Below are 23,410 nucleotides of genomic sequence, written 5' to 3'. Positions count from 1 at the left end.
GGTTGAGGTTACAGTGACAAATCGAGCAGAAGCGCTGCGTTCGCAGCTTGCCCAACGTATTTTGGTGTTGGACGGCGGTATGGGCACCATGATCCAGAGCTACCGGCTGGAAGAGGCGGATTACCGGGGCGAACGGTTTGCCGGCTGGCAAAGTGACCTGAAAGGGAACAATGACCTGCTGGTGCTGACCCGGCCGGAAGTGATTACCGCGATCCATTACGGTTACCTGGAGGCGGGGGCAGACATCCTCGAAACCAACACCTTCAACGCCACGCCGATCGCCATGGCTGATTACCATATGGAATCGCTCTCGGCGGAAATTAACTACCAAGCTGCCCGGCTGGCCAGGATCTGTGCCGATGAGTGGACGGCGCGTACCCCGGAGAAGCCGCGCTATGTGGCCGGGGTACTCGGCCCGACTAACCGGACGGCGTCCATCTCTCCTGACGTCAACGATCCCGCATTCCGCAACGTCTCGTTTGATCAGCTGGTGGAGGCGTACCGTGAATCCACCCGGGCGCTGATTGAGGGTGGCGTTGACCTGATCATGATCGAAACGGTGTTCGACACCCTGAATGCCAAAGCCGCGACCTTTGCGGTGGAGAGCGAATTCGAGGCGCTGGGCGTTGAACTGCCGGTGATGATCTCCGGCACCATTACCGATGCCTCCGGGCGCACGCTCTCAGGCCAGACCACCGAAGCGTTCTATAACTCCTTGCGCCATGTCCGGCCGCTCTCGTTTGGCCTGAACTGTGCGCTGGGGCCGGACGAGCTGCGCCAGTATGTGCAGGAGTTGTCGCGCATTGCCGAATGCTACGTGACGGCGCACCCCAACGCCGGGCTGCCCAACGCCTTTGGCGAGTACGATCTGGATGCCGGCGAGATGGCGGGCCAGATCGGTGAATGGGCGCGGTCGGGCTTCCTCAATATCGTCGGCGGCTGCTGCGGCACCACGCCCCAGCACATCGCCGCCATTGCCCGCGCGGTCGAAGGTGTTGCCCCGCGCCCGCTGCCGGTGATTCCGGTCGCCTGCCGCCTGGCGGGCCTGGAGCCGCTGACCATTGATGCCAACACCCTGTTTGTTAACGTCGGGGAACGTACCAACGTCACCGGTTCGGCGCGATTCAAGCGGCTGATCAAAGAAGAGAAGTATGCTGAGGCGCTGGAAGTGGCACGCCAGCAGGTGGAAAGCGGCGCGCAGATCATCGACATCAACATGGATGAAGGCATGCTGGATGCCGAAGCGGCGATGGTGCGTTTCCTCAACCTGATCGCCGGCGAGCCGGATATCGCCCGCGTGCCGATCATGATCGACTCCTCCAAGTGGGACGTGATTGAAAAAGGGCTGAAGTGCATCCAGGGCAAAGGCATCGTGAACTCCATCTCGATGAAAGAGGGCGAGGCCGCCTTTATCCACCATGCGAAGCTGGTGCGGCGCTATGGCGCGGCCGTCGTGGTGATGGCCTTTGATGAGGTCGGCCAGGCGGACACCCGCGCGCGCAAAATTGAGATCTGCCGCCGCGCCTACCACATCCTGACTGAGCAGGTCGGCTTCCCGCCGGAAGACATTATTTTCGACCCGAATATTTTCGCCGTAGCCACCGGCATTGAGGAGCACAACAACTACGCGGTGGATTTCATCGGTGCCTGTGGTGACATCAAAAACGAGCTGCCGCACGCGCTGATCTCCGGGGGCGTGTCTAACGTCTCCTTCTCGTTCCGCGGCAATGATCCGGTGCGCGAGGCGATTCACGCGGTGTTCCTCTACCACGCCATCCGCAACGGCATGGACATGGGCATCGTGAACGCCGGGCAACTGGCGATTTATGATGACCTCCCGGCCGAACTGCGGGACGCAGTGGAAGATGTGGTACTGAACCGCCGCGCTGACGGCACCGAACGGCTGCTCGATCTGGCGGAAAAATACCGCGGCAATAAAGAGGGCGGGGAAGCCACCAAAGTGCAGGCGGAGTGGCGCGCCTGGCCGGTGAACAAGCGCCTGGAGTATTCACTGGTCAAAGGTATTACCGAGTTTATAGAACTGGACACCGAAGAGGCGCGCCAGGCGGCAGATCGGCCGATTGAAGTCATCGAAGGCCCGCTGATGGACGGCATGAACGTGGTGGGTGACCTGTTCGGCGAGGGCAAAATGTTCCTGCCGCAGGTGGTGAAATCGGCGCGTGTGATGAAGCAGGCGGTGGCGTACCTCGAACCCTACATTGAAGCCAGCAAGCAGAAGGGCAGCACCAACGGCAAAATCCTGCTGGCGACAGTAAAAGGGGACGTGCACGACATCGGCAAAAACATCGTCGGCGTGGTGCTGCAGTGCAATAACTACGAAATTATCGATCTGGGCGTGATGGTGCCCACCGACAAGATCCTGAAAACCGCGATTGAACAGAAAGTGGATATCATCGGCCTCTCCGGGCTGATTACGCCGTCGCTGGATGAGATGGTCAATGTCGCCAAAGAGATGCAGCGTCAGGGCTTTACCCTGCCGCTGCTGATTGGCGGCGCGACCACCTCGAAAGCACATACGGCGGTGAAGATCGAACAGAACTACAGCGGCCCGACGGTCTATGTGCAGAACGCCTCACGTACCGTGGGCGTGGTATCGGCGCTGCTGTCTGAGACCCAGCATGATGATTTTGTGGCGCGCACCCGTAAAGAGTACGACACGGTGCGCATCCAGCACGGGCGCAAAAAGCCGCGCACCCCGCCGGTGACGCTGGCCGCGGCCCGTGAGAACGCGCTGGAGCTGGACTGGGAAGATTACACCCCGCCGGTGGCCCATCGCCTGGGCGTGCAGGAGGTCAGCGTGGGCATTGAGACCCTGCGCAACTACATCGACTGGACGCCATTCTTCATGACCTGGTCGCTGGCCGGCAAATACCCGCGCATCCTGGAAGATGAGGTAGTGGGGGAAGAGGCTAAGCGCCTGTTTGCAGACGCCAACGCGATGCTGGACAACCTGGCCGCCAATAAATCCCTGACGCCGCGTGGCGTGGTGGGCCTGTTCCCGGCCAACCGGGTGGGGGACGACGTCCACATCTACCAGGACGAGCGCCGCGATGAAGTGCTGCTGGTGAGCCATCATCTGCGCCAGCAAACCGAAAAGAACGATTTCCCGAATTACTGCCTGGCGGATTTCGTCGCGCCCAAATCAAGCGGCAAACGGGATTACCTCGGCGCGTTCGCGGTAACGGCCGGCCTTGAAGAGGATGCACTGGCCGCCGCCTATGACGCCCAACATGATGATTACAATAAAATCATGGTGAAAGCACTCTCTGACCGGCTGGCGGAGGCGTTCGCAGAATACCTGCATGAGCGGGTGCGTAAGGTGTACTGGGGCTATGCGCCGAATGAAAACCTGAGCAATGACGAGCTGATCCGGGAGAATTATCAGGGCATCCGCCCGGCACCGGGTTACCCGGCCTGCCCGGAGCACACGGAAAAGGGGCAGATCTGGCAACTGCTGGATGTTGAAAAACATACCGGCATGAAGCTCACCGAATCCTTCGCCATGTGGCCGGGGGCGGCGGTCTCCGGTTGGTACTTCAGCCACCCGGACAGCAAATATTTTGCCGTGGCTCAGCTTCAGCGCGATCAGGTCGAAGATTACGCCCGGCGTAAAGGGATGCCGGTGGCGGAGGTGGAGCGCTGGCTGGCGCCCAACCTCGGCTACGACGCAGATTGATCCTCATGCCCCCGGTTCGCGGGGGCATTTTTATCACTGAGCCATAATGAGAAAAATAATGCGGCCCGACGCACTGCCGCACCCGGTATGATTTTTCGCGACCCGCCCTGATTTCCCCGCCTCTGTCTTTTGTCTGATGCCCTTGCCGGGCATTAGCGGGATAACTGTTTATCACATTCTCTCACTGGGCCTGTGCCCTTGTGCGTTGCTGCGCATAATAGGTCACCAGAGCACCGGGAAAAGTCATCTTGGTCTACAGTTAAATGCGGATACCCTGCAACAGATGGCATATACCTTGCTTGTTTATCAAATAGATAGAAAAAGATGATGCTTCGCTATTGCCTGCGGGCGGCAAAAAGGGTGCCACTGCCCCCGGGTTGCCGGGCGTGCTCACCAGCAGGGCTGAACCCGTTATTTTGATTAATGCAACATTTACCGGGTTGGCGTGGGAAGGCGATCCCACGGCCACAATCCGGATGCCATCCTGCTCCGAACGTCAGGCAGGTGGGGTGGCCTGTTAATGCCTGGCGAAGGAGAACGTATTCCGTGTTAACCCTTCTTCATTTGCTTTCAGCCGTCTCCCTGCTGGTATGGGGGACGCATATTGTGCGTACCGGCATCATGCGGGTTTTTGGCGCTAACCTGCGCCAGATTCTCAGCAGCAGCGTGGAAAAGAAACCGCTGGCCTTTGTCTCCGGCATCGGCGTTACTGCGCTGGTGCAGAGCAGCAACGCCACGGCGCTGCTGGTTACCTCTTTTGTGGCACAAGGGCTGGTGGCGCTCTCCCCGGCGCTGGTGATCATGCTGGGGGCAGACGTCGGTACCGCGCTGATGGCGCGGATCCTGACCTTTGATCTCTCCTGGCTCTCACCGTTGCTGATCTTTGTCGGCGTGGCGATGTTCCTCAGCCGCAAACAGATGCGCGCCGGGCAGATAGGCCGGGTGGCGATCGGGCTGGGGCTGATTTTGCTGGCGCTGGAACTGATTGTCACCGCCGCAACGCCGATCACCCAGGCCTCGGGCGTGAAAGTGCTGTTCTCCTCGTTGACCGGGGATGTGCTGCTGGACGCCCTGACCGGCGCGCTGTTCGCCATCATCAGTTACTCCAGCCTGGCGGCCGTGCTGTTGACCGCCACGCTCACCGCCACCGGCGTGATCTCGCTTAAAGTCGCGCTCTGCCTGGTGATCGGTGCCAACTTCGGCAGCGGATTGCTGGCGATGATCAACGCCAGCAAACAGAATGCGGAAGCGCGGCGCGTGGCGCTCGGCAGCCTGCTGTTTAAGCTGATCGGCTGTGTGCTGGTGTTGCCGTTTGTCACCCTGCTGGCGAATGCCTTTGACCGGCTGCCGGTATCGGATGAGGAACTGGTGATCTATTTCCATGTCTTCTACAACCTGATCCGCTGTCTGGTGCTGGTACCGCTGACTGAGCCCATGGCGCGCCTCTGCCAGGTGCTGATCGTTGCCTCCCCGCAGGATGACCCGCGCCTCAGCCCGCGCCACCTTGATACCAGCGCGCTGGATACGCCGACGCTGGCGCTGGCCAACGCCGCACGCGAAACGCTGCGTATGGGCGACGTGGTGGAGCATATGCTGGTGCTGCACCATGAAGTGGTGCACGGCAATCTGACCCAGGAGCGTGAGGTGAGCCGGCTGGATGATGATGTGGATGTGCTCTATACCGCCATCAAACTTTATCTCGCCCAGATGCAGAAAGAGGATCTGGGGGAATCGGATTCACGCCGTTGGGCGGAAGTGATTGAGATGGCGCTCAACCTGGAACAGGCGGGCGATATTATTGAGCGGATGACCGGCGATGTGGCGGCGAAATCCCACGGTGCGCGCCGCGCCTTCTCCGCGGCCGGGCTGGCGGAACTGGATGAGCTGCATAAACGGCTGCTCGATAACCTGCGCCTCAGCATGTCGGTGTTTCTCTCCGGTGACATCACCAGTGCCCGCCGCCTGCGGCGTTCCAAACACCGTTTCCGCCTGATGGATCGCCGCTACGCCCACGCTCACGTTGACCGGCTGCACCAGCAGAATGTGCAGAGCATTGAAACCAGCTCCCTGCATCTGGGCCTGTTGGGTGACATGAAGCGCCTGAACTCGCTGTTCTGCGCGGTAGCCTACAGCGTGCTGGAGCAGGAGCTGGAAGATGATGAGCGTGACGAAGAGGAGCTGGTGACGCGCTGACGGCGGCAGCAGAAAAAACGAGGGCGCGGATGACCGCGCCCTTTTTTATGGCGAAGCCGCGGTTATTTATCCGTTTGCACGGTCGCCGCCGCATCAGGCTTCCCGACCGGTTTGCCCGACCAGTAACCGGCCAGCAGCGAGCCGGAAAGATTATGCCAGACTGAGAACAGCGCGCCGGGCAGGGCGGCCAGCGGCGAGAAGTAAAGTTTACCCAGTGTCGCAGCCAGCCCGGAGTTCTGCATCCCGACTTCCATCGCCAGCGTGCGGCAGGTGGTTTCATCAAAGCCGAACAGCTTACCGCCCCAGTAACCGCTCAGCAGCCCGATGCCGTTGTGCAGGATCACCGCCACAATCACCACCAGCCCCACCGACCCGATAAAGCCCTGGCTGCCCGCCACCACGGCACTGATGATCGCCAGGATACAGACCATGGAAAAGAGCGGCAGCACCGGTTCCAGCTTTTTCACCAGCCCGGTAAACAGGTGATGAATCACCAGCCCGGCGAAGATCGGGATCACCACAATTTTCAGGATGCTGAGCAGCATCCCTTCCACATCCACGCTAATGTGCGTATCCACATAGAGCCGCGTCAGCAGCGGGGTGGCAAACACCCCCACCAGCGTGGAGACGGCGGAGATGGTAACAGACAGCGCCACATCCCCTTTCGCCAGGTAGATCATCACGTTGGACGCGGTACCGCTGGCCACGCTGCCCACCAGCACCATGCCTGCTGACAGGTCAGGCGGCATCTGGAACAGCTTTGCCAGTACCCAGGCGGCCAGCGGCATGATCAGGTAGTGCAGGAAGGTGGCGGCGGCCACCGGGGCAGGGCGCGACAGCACCCGTTTGAAGTCGGCAAACTCCAGCGTAACGCCCATGCCGAACATAATCAGCATGAGCAGCGTGCTGACGTAGGGGCCGATGGGGGTAAAGGTGCCGGGCGTGTAATAGGCCGCGACGGAGAGCAGGACAGCCCATAACGGAAACAGGCGGGTGATTTTCGCTAACATGAGAGGTCGGTTCCTTCTTCTGGTTATGGCGGATGTTGTGTTTTTACAGATGTTGCATTTTTCTACAGGTCGTACATTTCCTTGCCGGTTTGCTGTGCGGCGGGCATAAAAAAGCCGGGCTTGCGCCCGGCTCCGCCCTGCGCGCCGCGGTATTACTCGAATAGGTTGCGGTGCAGGGTCTGCACCACCTGCTCGGCGTCATTGCCGGGCACCAGGAAGCAGAGGTTATAGCTGCTGGCACCGTAACAGATCATGCGGATGCTGAACGGGTCGAGCACGCCGAATACCTCTTTGCCGACGCCGCAGGCCTGCGACAGTTTGTTACCAATCAGCGCAATCAGCGCCAGGTTCTCCTCCACCTCGACCCGGCAAAGGGACGAGAGGTCGGTCAGCAGTGAAGTGGTCAGCAGGCTGTCACCGGTGGAGGTGGAACCGGTGGTGTCGAGCGTCAGCGCCACGCTCACTTCAGAGGTGGTGATCAGGTCAACCGAGATGTTGTGGCGCAGCAGGATGTTAAACACCTCAGACAGGAACCCGCGTGCGTGCAGCATGTTAAGGCTGTGCAGCGTCAGCAGCGTCTGTTTGCGGCGCAGTGCCAGCGCGCGGAACAGCGGCGGGTTTTTGGTGCTGTTGCACACCAGCGTGCCGCCGGCGGCCGGATCTTTACTGGAACCGACAAACACCGGGATGTCGCTGCGCACCGCCGGCAGCAGGGTGGCCGGGTGCAGCACTTTCGCGCCGAACGTCGCCATTTCAGCGGCTTCTTCGAAGGTGATTTTATCGATGCGTTTGGCCGTCGGCACCACGCGCGGGTCGGTGGTGTAAATCCCCGGTACATCCGTCCAGATATCAACGCGGCCGGCGTGCAGCGCTTCGCCCAGCAGGGCAGCGGTATAGTCACTGCCGCCGCGGCCCAGGGTGGTGGTGCGCCCCTTCTCTTCACTGCCGATAAAGCCCTGGGTAATCACCAGGGCGCGCTCCAGGCGCGGCAGCAGTTGCTGCGTGGTCAGTTCCGCCAGCTGCGCGGTGTCAGGTTCGGCGCGGCCGAAGCGGTCCGTGGTGCGCATTACTTTACGCACATCAAACCATTCCGCGGCCACATGGCGCTCACGCAGGATCTCAACAAACAGCAAGGTCGACATCAGTTCGCCATGGCTCACCAGCTCATCGGTCAGCGCCGCAGAGGTGGCCAGGCTGGCGCCTTCAGAGAGCATGGCGATGTTCTCCAGCAGGCGGTCAATCTCCTCGCGGATCACCTCAGGCTCCGTGAGCCGGTCTATGATGGCGTACTGAACCCGGCGGATTTCACCGAGTTTCACGTCACGCTGCTCCTGATCGCAGCCTTCCGCCAGGGCGACCAACAGGTTGGTAATGCCGGCGGAGGCAGACAGGATAACCAGGCGGTTGGCCGGGTTGGCCAGCACCACATCCGCGCTGCGGTTCATGGCATCAAAATCCGCGACGCTGGTGCCGCCGAATTTTGCCACGATCATCGGCTGACCGGCGGGCCAGGAGGAGGGAACTGCTTGATTCATGGTAAACCTCGTGTCAGGGGCCATTATTTTAATGGCAACAAATTCAAAACCTTGGCACAAGGGGAGAGCGATAGATAGGGGGCAGACGTAGGGGGCTACGATACTCCCAGAAGCGCTCCACCTTGCTGGCCGCCCGCGTTGGGCGATCCTGGTGACAACCCAGAGGATTCAGCCTCTGTAGCCGATACGGGGCATCCGCCTGCCCACGTACCTCGGCGTCGCTCCCCCTCAAGTGCCGTCAGTGGAATACGGTTCCTCTGACACCCTGCCTGGGCGACGCGCCTCTTCTGGCTCGCACACGGTTGCGCGAGTAGGGGGCTAGGATTACCGGTTCTGGCTGCGCTGTCAACGAAAGCATAAGGCTTTTCTATTTTTATTATTTACGGATGATGCGCATGTTCTGCCACACTTCATAACCGATTAATAAATAATCATTAACAGATGCGGCCTATTGCAAGAAAAGGGATATCATCGAAAGGATTACAGGCTACAATCGGCACCAGGCGGTACGTAAAGCGTATCCCAGCATGCCGTGTTTGCCCATTTTTCGCGCCTGCTGGGATAAGCTTTTAATCTCATTATGTGAAACTCAACCGAGAGCGTTACGATGAAAAATATCAATCCAAGTCAAACCGCTGCCTGGCAAGCCCTGCAGCAGCATTTTGAACAGATGAAAGATGTTCAGATCAGTGAGCTATTCGCCCAGGACAGCGCGCGATTCTCCTCCTTCTCCGCCACCTTTAACGATCAGATGCTGGTGGATTACTCCAAAAACCGCATCACCAAAGAAACGCTGGAGAAGTTGCAGGCCCTGGCCAAAGAGACTGACCTTCAGGGTGCCATCAAGGCAATGTTCTCCGGTGAGAAGATTAACCGCACTGAAGACCGCGCCGTGCTGCACGTGGCCCTGCGCAACCGCAGCAATACCCCGATTCTGGTGGACGGCAAAGATGTGATGCCGGAAGTGAACGCGGTGCTGGCGAAGATGAAGCAGTTCTGTGACCGCGTCATCGGCGGTGACTGGAAAGGCTACACCGGCAAACCGATTACCGACGTGGTGAACATCGGCATCGGCGGCTCTGACCTCGGCCCGTTCATGGTGACGGAGGCGCTGAAGCCGTACAAAAACCACCTCAACATGCATTTTGTCTCCAACGTTGACGGCACCCACATCGCGGAAACGCTGAAAACCCTCAGCCCGGAAACCACCCTGTTCCTGGTGGCCTCTAAAACCTTCACCACCCAGGAAACCATGACCAACGCCCACAGCGCGCGTGACTGGTTCCTGAATACCGCGGGCGATCAGCAGCACGTGGCCAAACACTTTGCGGCACTCTCCACCAACGCGAAAGCGGTGGGCGAGTTCGGCATCGACACCGACAACATGTTCGAATTCTGGGACTGGGTCGGCGGGCGTTACTCCCTGTGGTCAGCGATTGGCCTCTCCATCGCGCTCTCGCTGGGCTTTGAGAACTTCGAGAAGCTGCTGAGCGGCGCGCACGAGATGGACAAGCACTTCGCCAATACCCCGGCAGAACAGAACCTGCCGGTGCTGCTGGCGCTGATCGGCATCTGGTACAACAACTTCTTTGGTGCCGAAACCGAAGCGATCCTGCCGTATGACCAGTACATGCACCGCTTTGCCGCCTACTTCCAGCAGGGCAACATGGAATCCAACGGCAAATACGTTGACCGTAACGGCAACCCGGTGGACTACCAGACCGGCCCGATCATCTGGGGCGAGCCGGGTACCAACGGCCAGCACGCCTTCTACCAGCTGATCCACCAGGGCACCAAAATTGTCCCGTGTGATTTCATCGCGCCGGCCATCAGCCATAACCCGCTGAGCGACCACCACGCCAAGCTGCTCTCCAACTTCTTCGCCCAGACCGAAGCGCTGGCGTTCGGCAAATCCCTGGAGACGGTGGAAGAAGAGTTCGCGGCTCAGGGCAAAACCCCTGATGACGTGAAACACGTTGCGCCGTTTAAGGTGTTCGAAGGCAACCGCCCGACCAACTCCATCCTGCTGCGTGAAATCACCCCGGAAAGCCTCGGTGCGCTGATTGCGCTGTACGAGCACAAAATCTTTACCCAGGGCGTGATCCTCAACATCTTCACCTTTGACCAGTGGGGCGTTGAGCTGGGCAAACAGCTGGCAAACCGCATCCTGCCGGAACTGGCCGGGGATGAGGACGTCAGCAGCCATGACAGTTCCACCAACGCACTGATCAACCGCTTTAAAGCCTGGCGTTAATGTTGCCGGTGTGAGCAGAACCTTAACCTTTGGTTAAGGTTTGGTCACCAAAACGTAAAGGGCCCTGCAGGTTTTTGCCTGTCAGGGCCTTTTTATTGCCTGTCGCCGGCCGCCGGGCAGTAGGGTTTGTCTGAAAAACCGAAAATTCAGCCTTCGCTGAGTGTGCTTATAATTTCACCGCGCATTATCCGTTATTTTTCCTGAGATTAGCAAAACCAGCAGATATTATTCTTTTCATAAGTCGGGTTTCTGGCGTAAAAAACTGTTCGCCTGCTTTTTTGTTCACTTTCTGATGGTTTCTGAAAACGCGACAGCAAAGCGCCGGTGAAAAAGCGCTGAAGGCCGTTTAGCGAAAAATGCCTTAAATTCATTAAGTTAAGGCTACGGATAAAAACCGGGTTTCAGGGATGAAACCGCCCGCTGCCAGAACATTCACGCCATCAATGATGACACTCATTAACAGTTTATTGCATTATAAATAAGCAGCCCTTCCTGCCCGCCATACCTGAAAGACACCGGTATCCCTTTGAGGCAATGCATTAATTTGTCGCCGGGAACTCTCCAGTTTCTGGAATGTATGGCGCAGCTGAACGGCGCAATAAACTGGCCGCCTGACAAACGTGCCCCGCTTTTCGCATGGAATTCCAGCCCTTGTGCTGGCGAAAGGGGCCACCGGTGTTAACCGGTATACGTTTGCCCGCCGGGGTTCGCCCCGGTGAGGCCAATAATCATGCATCAGCCCGTCCTGTGCGCGGCTGGCTTCTGGGGGCCGCCTGACGTTGCCCCTGTTATGGGCCTGTTTATCCTGGGAAAAGAACGTGCGCTATTTTTCACTGTTATTGGCTTGTCTCCTGCTTTCGGCCTGTAGCCAGACGCAGCGGAGCATCGAGGATACGCTGGCGATCGCCACATTCGGCATGCCGGATGTCGAGCTGGATGCGCAGACGCTGCGCGATCTGCCGTACTCCAGCATTTATGCCCGGCTGAATGACGGCCCACAGATCTTTGTTGTGGCCGCCTTTGCAGAAGAGGGGCAGGTGAAATGGCTCTCCTCTGACCGTGTACTGCTGGTGACGCAAAACGGCCGCCTGACCAAAACCGTGGGCTACCGTGACAACCTGCTGGAAGTCACCGACCGCCGGCACGACCCGCTGCTCCACCCGCAAACCCTGAAAGACGGCGCAACCTGGACGCACACCCTGAGCTGGACAGAGGGGCAGCAGTTCCACAGCGCCACCGCCAACTCGGTATTCCACCTTGACGGCAGCGAGCCGCTGGAGATTGCGGGCACCACCCTGAATACGCTGCGCGTGGAGGAAGAGGTGACCGTGCCGTCGCTGGGCCGCCACTACCGCAACCACTTCTGGATCGACCCCGCCACCGGCATTGTCAGGAAAGCGGAGCAGTTCATCGGCCCGGATTTCATCCCCGTTAACATCACAATTTTGAAACCGTAAATACCATGAAAAAACGTCTCTTACTTGGAGTAAGCCTGAGCGTTGGCCTGGCTGCGTCCGCGTTCGCGGAGAGCCACGTCACGGTGTATTTACCGGAGCAGGCCGGCAGCGTCACGGTTGACGGCGCCCGGAACCTCAGTGAACTGGTGATGAATCCGGCGCTGTTTAACCGCACCTGGTGGCCGGGCACGGTGATCGCCGCGCCGCAGGCCACCGTGCAGCAGCAGGCGGTGAAACAGGCGGTGCTGGCTTCCTTAAGCGCGCTGGCCGCGGCGTTTCGGCAGGATGATGACGGCGACCTGGCCGCCGCTGCCGACAACCTGCATCAGCAGGTGTCGCAACTGACGGTGACCGGCCGCCAGTTTGTGCCGCTCGACCCGGACGACGTGCGTATTCATCCGGAGCATAACCGCCGCCTGGAAGGGGAGTACAGCGTCTATACCCTGCAACGGCCGACTACCGTGCGCCTGTTCGGGCTGGTGGAGAACAGCGGCCCGCAGCCGTTTGTCCCGGCGCAGGACGCAAAAACCTATCTCGATAACCACGCCCCGCTGGCGGGGTACGATAAAAACCAGGTCTGGCTGATTCAGCCCGACGGCACCACCCGGCAGGTGCCGGTCGCCTACTGGAACCACCGCCGCGCCGAACCGGCACCGGGCAGCACGCTCTTTGTGGGCTTCTCCGCCCAAGCCTTACCCAGCGCTTACCGCGATCTGAACCTGCGGATTCTGGCGCTGTTGACCAACCGGGTCCCTGACTAATGAAAAGATCCTATGTTATCAGCGCACTGGCGATGGCCGTGGCCGCAGGCGCGCAGGCTTCCCCTTATACCGAACCGCTGGGGCCGTCGCAGGGCGATTTCGGCGGCGTTGGCCTGATGCAGGTGCCGACCGGGCGGATGGCGAAAGAGGGCGAGTTCAGCCTTAACCTGCGCCACAACGACCAGTACCGCTTCTATTCGCTGGCGGTGCAGCCCTTCCCGTGGCTGGAAGCCACCATCCGCTACACCGACGTGCGCACCCGCAAATACAGCAGCGATGAGGCGTTCAGCGGTGACCAGACTTACAAAGACAAAGGCGTCGACCTGAAACTGCGGCTGTGGGAAGAGGGCTACTGGCTGCCGGAGACGTCAGTGGGTATCCGTGACTTCGGCGGTACCGGGCTGTTTGACAGCGAATTCATCGCCGCCAGCAAAGCCTGGGGGCCGCTCGACTTTACCCTCGGCCTCGGCTGGGGCTACCTCGGCAACAGCGGCAACGTGAAAAACCCGTTCTGTGAGGCCAAGGCGAGTTACTGCTACCGCAACAACGTGCAGGGCGACGCCGGGGAGTTCAACGGTAAAAACTTCTTCCATGGCCCGGCCTCGCTGTTTGGCGGCATCGAATACCAGACGCCGTGGCAGCCGCTGCGCCTGAAAGTGGAGTACGAAGGCAACGACTACCAGGGCGATTTCGCCGGCACCATCAAGCAGGATTCGAAAGTGAACGTCGGCGCGGTCTACCGCATGACCGACTGGGCCGACGTCAACCTGAGTTGGGAGCGCGGCAACACCCTGATGGCCGGCGTGACCCTGCGCACCAACTTCAACGAACTGTCGCAGCGCCATATTGACCCGCCGCCGCAGCCTTACCAGCCGCAACCGCAGGACGCCATCCTTGACCATCAGGTCATCGGCGGGCAACTGGCTGCCTTGCAGGACAACGCCGGCTACACCGCACCGCACATCCAGGTGAAAGACGGCACGCTCTACATGACCGGCGCACAGAACCGCTACCGCGACAATAACGCGGCAATTGAGCGTGCCAACCGCATCCTGATCAACCGGCTGCCGGACGGGGTGGATACCCTGAACGTCACCGATACCAGCATGAACATGCCGATCTCCAGCACCGTGACCAGCGTGGAGAGCCTGAAGCAGCAACTGGAAGGCTACCCGCTCGGGCAGGAGAAGCCGCTGTTGCAGCACCGCGCCGACCCGCACCTGCCTGAACGGGCAGAGCAGGGCTACTACGTGGAGAAAAGCACCTTCAGCGCCGGGCTGGCACCGGTGCTGAACCAGTCCATCGGCGGCCCGGAAGATTTCTACATGTATCAGGTCGGCATTCAGGGTAATGCCGACTGGTGGATGACCGAGCATCTGCTGGCGTCCGGCTCGCTGTTCCTGAACCTGTTCAACAACTATGACAAGTTCAACTACAAGGGGCCGCCGGCCGACAGCACCCTGCCGCGTGTGCGTACCCGCATCCGTGAGTATGTCGATAACAACGATCTCTACCTGAACAACGCGCAGCTGACCTATATGGATCGCCTGGGTGATGGCTGGTACGGCCAGATCTATGGCGGCTATCTGGAACAGATGTATGGCGGCGTAGGCGCGGAAGTGCTCTACCGCCCGCTGGACAGCCGCTGGGCATTCGGCGTGGACGGCAACTACGTGAAACAGCGTGACTGGGACAGCCCGCTGCATTTCACCAACTACAAAACCCAGACCGGCAACCTGACTGCCTACTGGCAGCCGCGTTTCCTGGACGGGGTGCTGGTCAAAGCCAGCGTCGGGCAGTATCTGGCGAAAGACAAAGGCGCCACGCTTGACGTCTCCAAACGTTTCGACAGCGGCGTGATTGTCGGGGCATTTGCCACCAAGACCAACGTCTCGGCAGAGGAGTATGGGGAAGGGGAGTTCACCAAAGGCTTCTACGTCTCGGTGCCGCTGGACATCCTGACCGTGCAGCCGAGCCGGACGCGCGCGCAGATCAACTGGGTGCCGCTGACCCGCGACGGCGGCCAGATGCTGGGCCGCAAATACCAGCTCTACAACATTACCGACAGCCGCTCGCCCTATTTCAACTAAGGGCACAGGCGTTCCCCATCAGACCCCGGCAATGCCGGGGTTTTTTATTGGCGTAAAAGGGAAAACGTGATGGGCTTAAGACGTTAATGAAACCCCAGAATGGCAGAAGCCCAGCGGTCAGGCTGGGCTTCGCAAGTCCCTCAAGGGGAGAAAATCTTAAAGGCCTCAATGGGCTACGACGATATTATCGCCGATAGAGTGAAGTGGGTCAACCGTCTCTTTTATCAGCCAGGAAGCATTTATTGCTTTGACTACAGCGCATTGAATTTCAGCAACAATTTCTCTTGAAAGGCATTGATCGAGATACCCTCTTTTCGTTCTTGCTTTATGCAGGCGATAACGGCTGACTTGCTGAACCAAATCGGCTTTTGCCCACCGGGTATGTTGAGAAAAGAAAGGAAGGTCTTCAATGATTTCTTCAGCAATTTCAACATGCAGACCTCGATTCAGCTTGTTTTGGTCGCGGGTAGTAGAAAGTGGAACAACAATACATGAACCACCGCTGATTTTTCCATTAAGCACCACCACTAACCGATTCTTAATCATTTCTGGTGGAAGATGACCATCATAAAAGTTTGTGACTACATGGCCATCCTGACCAACAGGATGTTTACCATAATTACATTCAAGGAGCGCGCCGACGTGGGGGCTGAAATTGATAGGCATCCAATTACCTTATGGCAGAAAAAGAGTTTTCATAAATTTTACGCCTGACAAAAATCCAGCGTAAGCCACACTTAATCTGTAAAATGTTGCGGGCAACGGGGTGTTATGACAAACCTGCTACATAGTCTTTCTATCATCCCTTGTCCCGCCCGGCCCGCATTCGGTATGCTGCTGAAACGATTTAATGACTAAAGAGAATCCTAATGGGTGGTTCACCACGCGGCATCATGATAGCCGTTATCATGCAGCGTATTTTGAATCTGTTTTTACTGGGGCTGGGTGCGATCCTGCTGCTGTTTCTGGGGAGGGAAACCTATCATCTGGCACTGGTACTGTTCGTGAACGGCGATGAGCCGTCCTCCTACCTGCTGATTGAAGGGATTGTGATCTACTTCCTCTATTTTGAGTTTATCGCGCTGATTGTGAAGTATTTCTCCTCCGGCTATCACTTCCCGTTACGCTATTTCATCTACATCGGCATTACGGCGATCGTCCGGCTGATCATCGTTGACCACAAAAACCCGCTGGATACGCTGATCTATTCCGGGGCCATTCTGGTGCTGGTGATCACGCTGTTCCTCGCCAATACCGACCGGTTAAAGCGCGAGTAAATGCCCTGACCCTGCCGGCACGCAGCCGGCAGGGGAACCCCCGGTTTTCCTCAGCGCAAAGGCGCGCCCATCAGCGCCAGCGCGCGTTCAAGAATGGCGTCGGCATTAATCCGGCCAAAATGCACCGGGTTGATCGCCTCCACCGGCAAACTGTGGTTAACCCGTTGCTGAATAGAGGCGGTGAGATAACCAATCTGCGGCCCGACCAAAATCACATCCGCCTCCTGATAACGGCCCTCCAGGGCGGATTCAGGAATGGCCCAGGCGCGCACGTCCAGCCCTTTTTCTTTCGCCACCGCATTCATTTTGTTGCATAAAAAACCTGTCGACATCCCTTCATTACAGACTAATAAAATACTTTTCATGGTTAACCGCCTTATTGTACATGGGGAGGAGGGGGCATGCCGGGTGCGGCCTGCTGCTCTGCGGTTGCCAGCACTTTTTCATACAGCAGCAAAAACGGCATATAGAGCAGCACGCCGATAACAATCAGCAGCGCCTGTAGGATCACGTTGCGGTAATCCCCGCCGCTGGCCAGGTAGCCTGACATCAACGGGGGCACTGACCAGGGCACATACACCACAATGCGTGACACCCACCCCCACGCGGTGGCGTACCAGGCCAGGGTGTAGAGCAGGGTGGGAATAAAGGTAAACGGAATCATCAGGATCGGGCTGAAGACAATCGGGAAACCGAAAATCACCGGCTCATTAATATTAAACAGCGTGGTGGGGATCACCGTTTTCGAGAAGGAGCGCAGATCGCTGCGGCGGCTTTTGATGAACACCGCCAGGATCAGGCAGAGCGTAATGCCGGTGCCGCCCATCCGCCCATACAGATCGCTGAACGGGCGCACAATGATGTTAGGGATCGCCCGCCCGGCGGCCCAGGCATCCATATTCTGCTGCATGGCGACCAGTAACGGCGGGTCAAGCACCGCGCCGGTGATACCGCCGGGGTTAATGCCGAGGGAAAACAGCGCATTGTTGATGATGTCGAGCAGCAGGAAACCGGGCAGGCTGGTGGTCAGCCCAAGCAGTGGGGCCTGGATCAGTACATTAATGGCCTCATGGAACTCATGGCCCGTCAGGGTTGTTATCAGATAAGAGCCGGTGGCAAACAGCAGAATCGTTATCATCACGGCAAACAGCGTATTGAAGGATTGCGTCACCGCCGGCGGCACATTGCCTTCAAGGCGGATCTGTAACCGCTGGTTTTTGCTTACCCAGACAAACAACTCCGTCGCCAGCGCCCCGCACATCAGCGCCACAAAGGTGCCGCTGGTGCCCAATAACGAATAGGCCGCCGCACCTGTGACCATCACGGCGCTGCCGCCGCTCACCGGCATAAACGGCAGCGCGACCGGCATCAGCACAAACAGGCAGGCGACCGTCACTAACGCAGACATTAAGGGGTTGCTGTACTGGCGGTTACGCGCCAGATTAAATGAAAAAAGAATGCCAATCAGCACCCCGAGTATATTCATCGTACCGTTAACCACTTTATCGCCCACGGTTTGCCAATCCGCCAGGCGGCCGGGGGCAATCAGGGAGGATAAAAAGCCGTCCGGGGCAATCACGACGTTATTAAATAAGATCATCATGCCTGACAACACAAGAAACGGAATCAAGGTGATAAAGGCGTCACGCATTGAACGTAAATGGATTTGTGACCCATTTTTTGGACGAGCCACATGATCTTCTGGAAGAGTTTCTCTTTCACCATGATCTCCGTGTTATTCAGCGAATGGCAAAACAGTGGCGGGGAGCGTTTCTGTATAAATAGGGCGAGGGTGAAATTCACCTGTAAATAAGTCAACTGTTTTTAGCGTAAACCGGGCGGCTTTTATGCTAAATGCGATATATTTATAATTTATCGCAATGATTTATCCGGCATGCCATACACACGGCGCAAAGTAACAGGTGACGATATATTAGGGCAGTGAATGTGATGATATAAAAACCATTGAATTTTATATAAAAGTAGATCTGCCGGCTGGGCCGGATAAATCAGTGTTTTTACGAAAAGTGTGATCACTATAGATTTAAATGAAAACTATAGGGTTTTAAATGGCTTGTTTATTACTTTTGGGTGGCAGGGAAAATAACGTCTTAATGATTTAAAGAAGTTATTTTCATTGCCTCGGTGTCGCGTTAATCAGGAAGTGTGATGATGAATATTGCCTATATTGCGTTTGGTAAAAGCACCACCCGTTATCATTTACCCTATGTGCTGACGCGCAAGGATAAATTTAACGTCAAATGGATTTATGCAAGAAGGCGCAAACCGCAGCTGGAATCCCAGCCCGCGTATCAGGGGATTCAGTTCACTGCTGAGCTTAATGATATTCTGCATGATGACACCATTACGTTAGTCACGGTCTGCACACCACCGGAAAGCCATTTCCATTACGCCCGGCTCTGCCTGGAGCACGGGAAACATGTGCTGGTCGAGAAGCCCTTTACCACCACCCTGGCGGAAGCGGAGGCGTTGTATGCGCTGGCGCGGGAAAAGGGGCTGACGGTGACGCCGTTTCAGAACCGCCGCTTTGACAGCTGTTTTCTCACCATGAAGCAGGCGATCGACAGCGGGAAACTCGGCGACATCGTGGAGATCGAAAGCCACTTTGACTATTTCCGGCCGGAGGCTGAAACCTGCCCCGGCAGCCCGGTTAACGGCGCGCTGTATGGCCTGGGCGTGCACACCCTCGATCAAATCATCGCTTTGCTGGGCAGGCCGCAAAAGGTGGGGTATGACCTGCGATCGGTACGCAATCCGGCCAACCCGGATGACACTTTTGAAGTACAGCTCTACTACCCGCGCACCAAAGCGATTGTGAAAACCAGCCATCTGGTCAAACTGGGTTACCCGAAATTTACCGTCCACGGCACCCGCGGCTCCTTTATCCGTTATGGCATCGACCAGCAGGAAACCAGCCTGAAAGCGGGCATCATGCCCGGCGACGCCGGGTTCGCAGAGGATAATGAAAAGGCGCTGCTTGAGTACCTGAACCCGCAGGGCGACTGCGTGCGGGAGGAGATTCCGGCAGTGCCGGGGGATTATGGCCGGGTTTACGATGCGCTGTATGAGACGCTGACCAGGGGCAAAGCCAGCTATGTCAGCGAGCAGGAAGCCCTGACCAACCTGGAGATTCTGGAGAAGGCGTTCCGCCAGCCATCTCCGGCGGTGGTGGCGCTGCGCTGAAAAGCCCTGATGCGGCTGTAGCCCATAAAAAAGGCGGCCCGCAACGGCCGCCCAAAATAGAAGTCAGTCAATAACGGCATAAAACGAGGGTTACCCCTTCACCCCCCCGGCAGTCAGGCCACCCACCAGCCAGCGTTGGGCCAGCAGGAAGATGGCGGTGATCGGGATGGCGGAGAGCACGGCAGAGGCGGCAAAATCGCCCCATAAATAGTTCTGCGGGTTGAGGTACTGTTGCATCCCCACGGCCAGGGTGTAGCTGTTCACATCCCGCAGCAGCAAGGAGGCCACCGGCACTTCAGTGATCGCGGCAATAAACGACAGAATAAACACCACTGCCAGAATCGGCACCGACAGCGGCAACAGCACCAGCCGGAACGCCTGCCACGGCGTGGCGCCGTCCAGGGAGGCGGCCTCCTCCAGCGAGTTATCAATCGTCTCGAAATAGCCCTTAATCGTCCACACATGCAGCGCGATGCCGCCCATATAGGCGAAGATCACGCCGCCGTGGGTATTCAGCCCGATAAACGGCAGATACTGGCCGATGCGGTCAAACAGCGCATACAGCGCCACCAGCGACAGCACCGCCGGGAACATCTGGAAAATCAGCATCCCTCTCAGCAAATTGCCTTTGCCGCGGAAACGCATCCGCGCAAAAGCGTAGGCGCAGGTGGTGGAGAGCGTGACAATGCCGATGGCGGTGATCACCGCAATCTTCACCGAGTTCCACAGCCACAGCAGCACCGGGAACGGCGGCGGTGTCACGCTGCCGTCGGCGTGGGTGACGCTGAAGCCCAGCGCCAGCCGCCAGTGGTCCCAGGAGATCTGATCGGGGATCAGGCTGCCGGTGGCGAAGTTGCCGGGGCGCAGCGAAATTGCCACCACCATCAGCAGCGGGAACATAATCATCGCCACAAACGCGATCAGCAGCAGGTGTGTCACCAGCAGGCGCACGCGCTGCGATTTTGGTTTTACCATGCCCATCGGCGGCTCTCCTTAGTCAAAGTTCATCTTGGTGGCTTTCAGGTTGAGGATCGCCAGCGCGCCCACCAGCAGGAAAATCAGCGTGGCAATCGCGGCCGCCAGCCCGAAGTCCTGCCCGCCGCCGCCTTCAAAGGCGATGCGGTAGGTGAAGCTCACCAGCAGGTCGGTATAGCCGGCCGGGGTGGTGGTGCCGAGCCGGTCAGGGCCGCCGTTGGTCAGCAGCTGGATCAGTACAAAGTTATTAAAGTTAAAGGCGAAGCTGGCGATCATCAGCGGCGTCAGCGGGGTGATCAGCAGCGGCAGCGTGATGCGGAAGAAGTTCTGGAACGGTGTTGCACCGTCCATCGCTGAGGCTTCATACAAATCTTCCGGAATCGCCTTCAGCAGCCCCATGCAGAGGATCATCATGTAGGGGTAGCCGAGCCAGGTGTTCACAATCAGGATCATCGCCTTGGCGGTGGTCGGGTCGCTGAACCAGGCGGGTTTAATGCCGAACAGCGTGCCGAGCATCAGGTTGATCTCACCAAAGCTCTGGTTAAACAGCCCCTTGAAGATCAGAATCGAAATAAACGACGGCACCGCGTAGGGCAGGATCAGCAGCACGCGGTAGAGCGCCTTGCCTTTCAGCGCTTCCCACTGCACCACACAGGCCAGCACCATGCCCACCGCCACGGTCAGCACCACCGTCAGCAGCGAGAACACAATCGTCCAGGCGAAAATCGACAGGAACGGTTTCTGGATGCCCTCATCCTGCATCACGCGCAGGAAGTTTTTCCAGCCGATGCCCACGGTAAAGCCGGGGCTAAGTTTCTCCGCCTGCCAGTTGCCCTGGGCGTCAACGGCCTGATAGAAGCCGGTCTCCGGGTTGGGTTTGTAGACCACCTGGGTCTGGTTGTTGGTCAGGGTGGCGGCATCATTCGCCAACGTATAGAGCGGCGCGGTGCCGGAGAACTGGCGCAGCGAGCTCATGCGCAGGTTAACGCCCTGCGGCAGGTGCGCCACCAGCGCGCTCATCACCTGCCGGTTCTGTGTAATCACGCGCAGGGTGGCTTTTTCCCCTTCCGGCGCGGTCTGTTGCGCCTGCATCTCCAGCGGCGGCGGGTTCGGCCCGAGGCTGAACGGCTGCGAAATCCACTGGGCATTTTTCGCCGGATCGGTGAGTTGCAGCCGCCACTTATCGCCCGCCGGGTAGAGCGCGAAGGCGTAGGTGTCGCCCGCCTGGTACTGGCGCTGCATCAGCACTGACTGCGCGCGCTCAAAGGTCAGCTGGTTGGTGCTGCTGTAGTTGGTAAAGGCGATGGCGATGGTCGCGACCAGCGGGAACAGCACAAACAGCCCCATCCCGGCCAGCCCAGGGTAAACGTAGCGCCAGGCGTAGGCGCGGCGGTTGGCAAACACATACAGCCCGGCGCTCAGCAGCACCAACGTAACAATGGCAAACAGGTATTCACCCTGGGCATACATCAGCACCACCAGATAAGCGGTGAACAGGGAGAACAGGCCAATAACCAACCACTTCAGCGGATCGCTCTGCCACCAGGCGGTGGGGCGGCGGTCGGCACGATCGGTACGGGTCAACTGCATAACGACGTTCCTTGCGATAAGACTGAGGGAGAGGGCACGCCCGCCGCCCGGCCGGGCGGCGGGACGGGGTATTACTTGGTGATGCGGGCCTGTACGTCATCCAGCGCCTGTTTCACGCTCTGGCGGCCGGAGACGGCGTTGATCACCGCGCTGCGTTCGGCATACCAGAAGGCGCTCATCTGCGGGATGTTCGGCATGATTTCGCCGTTTTTGGAGTTTTCCATGGTGGCGGCAATTTTCGGGTCCTTCTCCAGCTGCGCCTGATAAGACTTCAGCGCCACCGCGCCGAGCGGCTTGTCTTTGTTCACCTGCGCCAGCCCTTCGTCCGTCAGCAGGTAGTTCTCGAGGAACTCTGTCGCCAGCTCTTTGTTCGGGCTGGCGGCGTTGATCCCGGCGGTCAGCACGCCGACGAACGGTTTGGATGGCTTGCCTTTGAAGGTCGGCAGCACCGCCACGCCGTAGTTCACCTTGCTCTGCTCAATGTTGCCCCACGCCCACGGGCCGTTGATGGTCATCGCCGTCTGGCCTTTGTTAAAGGCCGCTTCCGCGATGGAGAAATCGGTGTCGGCGTTAATGTGCTTGTTCTTCACCAGATCGACGATGAATTGCAGCCCGGCCTGTGAGCCGGCGTTGTTCACCCCGACGTTTTTCACATCATATTTGCCGTTCTCCAGCTTGTAGGCGTAGCCGCCGTCCGCCGCGATGATAGGCCAGGTGAAGTAGGGCTCCTGAAGGTTCCACATGATGGCGCTCTTGCCTTTGGCGCGCAGTTCTTTGTCCAGCGCCGGGATCTCTTCCCAGGTTTTCGGCGGGGTTTTGATCAGATCTTTGTTGTAAATCAGTGACAGCGCTTCCACCGCCACCGGGTAGCCGATCACCTTGCCGTCAAATTTCACCGCGTCCCAGGTGAAGGGGAAAATCTTGTCCTGCGTCGCCTGGGACGGGTGGATCTCCGCCAGCAGGCCGGACTGGGCATAGCCGCCGAAACGGTCATGCGCCCAGAAGATGATGTCCGGGCCGTCGCCGGTGGCCGCCACCTGCGGGTATTTCTCTTCCAGCTTGTCCGGGTGCTCCACGGTGACCTTAATGCCGGTGTCTTTCTCAAAGCGTTTGCCCACCTCCGCCAGCCCGTTGTAGCCCTTGTCACCGTTGATCCAGATGACCAGTTTGCCCTCTTCAATTTTGGCCAGGGCCGGGGCAGAGAGCACCAGCGTTGCCAGCGCGGAGAGCGCCAGCGTACGGCTAAAGCGGGTGACGCCAGACTTGTTACGTGTGTGAGTCATAATCCTGTCCTGTTATCCGTGTCTGTAGGCAGCGACGCAGGCAGCCCTGAAAAGCTGATGCGGCCGGGGTGAGAGAGTTTCAGC

Annotated in this window: 16 protein-coding genes and 1 riboswitch; of the genes, 8 read left to right on the top strand and 8 right to left on the bottom strand. The window is 58.5% G+C overall.

What is annotated here, in order from left to right:
* Positions 1 to 13: 13 nt before the first annotated feature.
* A complete protein-coding gene (gene metH, locus CYR55_RS21295) occupies positions 14 to 3,697 on the top strand; it encodes a methionine synthase (RefSeq protein ID WP_101818350.1) in 3,684 nt (1,227 codons plus the stop codon).
* Between the two features lie 546 nt (positions 3,698 to 4,243).
* Complete coding sequence (locus tag CYR55_RS21290) at positions 4,244 to 5,890, top strand: Na/Pi cotransporter family protein (protein WP_101818349.1); 1,647 nt, start codon at positions 4,244 to 4,246, stop codon at positions 5,888 to 5,890.
* A 62-nt stretch (positions 5,891 to 5,952) separates the two neighbouring features.
* On the opposite strand, the gene panS is transcribed toward CYR55_RS21290, so the two are convergent.
* Entirely contained in the window at positions 5,953 to 6,900 is a 948-nt protein-coding gene (panS, locus tag CYR55_RS21285; protein WP_101818348.1) for a ketopantoate/pantoate/pantothenate transporter PanS, read from the bottom strand.
* A gap of 152 nt (positions 6,901 to 7,052) precedes the next feature.
* Positions 7,053 to 8,435, bottom strand: a complete 1,383-nt coding sequence (lysC, locus tag CYR55_RS21280) for a lysine-sensitive aspartokinase 3 (protein ID WP_101818347.1) — start codon at positions 8,433 to 8,435, stop codon at positions 7,053 to 7,055.
* Positions 8,436 to 8,537: 102 nt separating this feature from the next.
* Positions 8,538 to 8,730, bottom strand: a riboswitch (Lysine riboswitch).
* Positions 8,731 to 9,042: 312 nt separating this feature from the next.
* Here lysC and pgi point away from each other — a divergent pair.
* The 4 genes from pgi (at position 9,043) to CYR55_RS21260 (ending at position 14,997) form a co-directional block, all read left to right on the top strand.
* Positions 9,043 to 10,689, top strand: a complete 1,647-nt coding sequence (gene pgi / locus CYR55_RS21275; RefSeq protein WP_101818346.1) for a glucose-6-phosphate isomerase — start codon at positions 9,043 to 9,045, stop codon at positions 10,687 to 10,689.
* Positions 10,690 to 11,507: 818 nt separating this feature from the next.
* Entirely contained in the window at positions 11,508 to 12,146 is a 639-nt protein-coding gene (locus tag CYR55_RS21270; protein ID WP_165699640.1) for a YjbF family lipoprotein, read from the top strand.
* 5 nt (positions 12,147 to 12,151) lie between these two features.
* Positions 12,152 to 12,907, top strand: coding sequence for a capsule biosynthesis GfcC D2 domain-containing protein (locus CYR55_RS21265; RefSeq protein ID WP_101818344.1), 756 nt, complete (start codon positions 12,152 to 12,154; stop codon positions 12,905 to 12,907).
* Positions 12,907 to 14,997 (top strand): YjbH domain-containing protein, encoded by a 2,091-nt coding sequence (locus CYR55_RS21260; protein WP_101818343.1) that lies wholly within the window; start codon positions 12,907 to 12,909, stop codon positions 14,995 to 14,997. The genes CYR55_RS21265 and CYR55_RS21260 overlap by 1 nt, the downstream gene beginning before the upstream one ends.
* A gap of 165 nt (positions 14,998 to 15,162) precedes the next feature.
* Here the strand turns inward: CYR55_RS21260 and CYR55_RS21255 are convergent, their stop codons facing one another.
* A complete protein-coding gene (locus CYR55_RS21255; protein ID WP_101818342.1) occupies positions 15,163 to 15,663 on the bottom strand; it encodes a type II toxin-antitoxin system PemK/MazF family toxin in 501 nt (166 codons plus the stop codon).
* 203 nt (positions 15,664 to 15,866) lie between these two features.
* Here CYR55_RS21255 and psiE point away from each other — a divergent pair, with 203 nt between their 5' ends.
* On the top strand, positions 15,867 to 16,274 hold the full coding sequence (gene psiE / locus CYR55_RS21250) for a phosphate-starvation-inducible protein PsiE (protein ID WP_101818341.1): 408 nt from the start codon (positions 15,867 to 15,869) through the stop codon (positions 16,272 to 16,274).
* Positions 16,275 to 16,324: 50 nt separating this feature from the next.
* Here the strand turns inward: psiE and CYR55_RS21245 are convergent, their stop codons facing one another.
* Positions 16,325 to 16,639 carry a PTS sugar transporter subunit IIB gene (locus tag CYR55_RS21245; protein WP_101818340.1) on the bottom strand — a complete coding sequence of 105 codons (315 nt, stop codon included), beginning with the start codon at positions 16,637 to 16,639 and terminating at the stop codon, positions 16,325 to 16,327.
* A gap of 11 nt (positions 16,640 to 16,650) precedes the next feature.
* The gene (locus CYR55_RS21240; protein WP_146001017.1) at positions 16,651 to 17,967 is read right to left on the bottom strand and encodes a PTS sugar transporter subunit IIC; all 1,317 of its coding nucleotides are present in this window, start codon (positions 17,965 to 17,967) and stop codon (positions 16,651 to 16,653) included.
* A gap of 473 nt (positions 17,968 to 18,440) precedes the next feature.
* Between CYR55_RS21240 and CYR55_RS21235 the strand changes: the two genes are divergently transcribed.
* The gene (locus CYR55_RS21235) at positions 18,441 to 19,478 is read left to right on the top strand and encodes an oxidoreductase (RefSeq protein WP_101818338.1); all 1,038 of its coding nucleotides are present in this window, start codon (positions 18,441 to 18,443) and stop codon (positions 19,476 to 19,478) included.
* A gap of 90 nt (positions 19,479 to 19,568) precedes the next feature.
* Here the strand turns inward: CYR55_RS21235 and malG are convergent, their stop codons facing one another.
* The 3 genes from malG to malE form a co-directional block, all read right to left on the bottom strand.
* A complete protein-coding gene (gene malG, locus CYR55_RS21230) occupies positions 19,569 to 20,459 on the bottom strand; it encodes a maltose ABC transporter permease MalG (protein ID WP_101818337.1) in 891 nt (296 codons plus the stop codon).
* A 12-nt stretch (positions 20,460 to 20,471) separates the two neighbouring features.
* Positions 20,472 to 22,043: a maltose ABC transporter permease MalF gene (gene malF, locus CYR55_RS21225; protein ID WP_101818336.1), complete on the bottom strand. Its 1,572-nt coding sequence runs from the start codon at positions 22,041 to 22,043 to the stop codon at positions 20,472 to 20,474.
* Positions 22,044 to 22,114: 71 nt separating this feature from the next.
* A complete protein-coding gene (gene malE, locus CYR55_RS21220) occupies positions 22,115 to 23,326 on the bottom strand; it encodes a maltose/maltodextrin ABC transporter substrate-binding protein MalE (RefSeq protein ID WP_101818335.1) in 1,212 nt (403 codons plus the stop codon).
* Between the last annotated feature and the right edge of the window lie 84 nt (positions 23,327 to 23,410).

Origin of the sequence: Chimaeribacter californicus (assembly GCF_002858675.1) — a bacterium.
Classification (GTDB): Bacteria; Pseudomonadota; Gammaproteobacteria; order Enterobacterales; family Enterobacteriaceae; genus Chimaeribacter; species Chimaeribacter californicus.
The sequence above is the reverse complement of the archived record's forward strand: the minus strand, read 5'-3'. Positions and strand labels throughout refer to the sequence as shown.

Coding starts and splice junctions, on each gene's coding strand:
- CYR55_RS21245 (WP_101818340.1), bottom strand. CDS start 16,639: ATGAAAAGTATTTTATTAGTCTGTAATGAAGGGATGTCGACAGGTTTT.
- lysC (WP_101818347.1), bottom strand. CDS start 8,435: ATGAATCAAGCAGTTCCCTCCTCCTGGCCCGCCGGTCAGCCGATGATC.
- malE (WP_101818335.1), bottom strand. CDS start 23,326: ATGACTCACACACGTAACAAGTCTGGCGTCACCCGCTTTAGCCGTACG.
- malG (WP_101818337.1), bottom strand. CDS start 20,459: ATGGGCATGGTAAAACCAAAATCGCAGCGCGTGCGCCTGCTGGTGACA.
- pgi (WP_101818346.1), top strand. CDS start 9,043: ATGAAAAATATCAATCCAAGTCAAACCGCTGCCTGGCAAGCCCTGCAG.
- psiE (WP_101818341.1), top strand. CDS start 15,867: ATGGGTGGTTCACCACGCGGCATCATGATAGCCGTTATCATGCAGCGT.
- CYR55_RS21265 (WP_101818344.1), top strand. CDS start 12,152: ATGAAAAAACGTCTCTTACTTGGAGTAAGCCTGAGCGTTGGCCTGGCT.
- malF (WP_101818336.1), bottom strand. CDS start 22,043: ATGCAGTTGACCCGTACCGATCGTGCCGACCGCCGCCCCACCGCCTGG.
- CYR55_RS21255 (WP_101818342.1), bottom strand. CDS start 15,663: ATGCCTATCAATTTCAGCCCCCACGTCGGCGCGCTCCTTGAATGTAAT.
- CYR55_RS21260 (WP_101818343.1), top strand. CDS start 12,907: ATGAAAAGATCCTATGTTATCAGCGCACTGGCGATGGCCGTGGCCGCA.
- panS (WP_101818348.1), bottom strand. CDS start 6,900: ATGTTAGCGAAAATCACCCGCCTGTTTCCGTTATGGGCTGTCCTGCTC.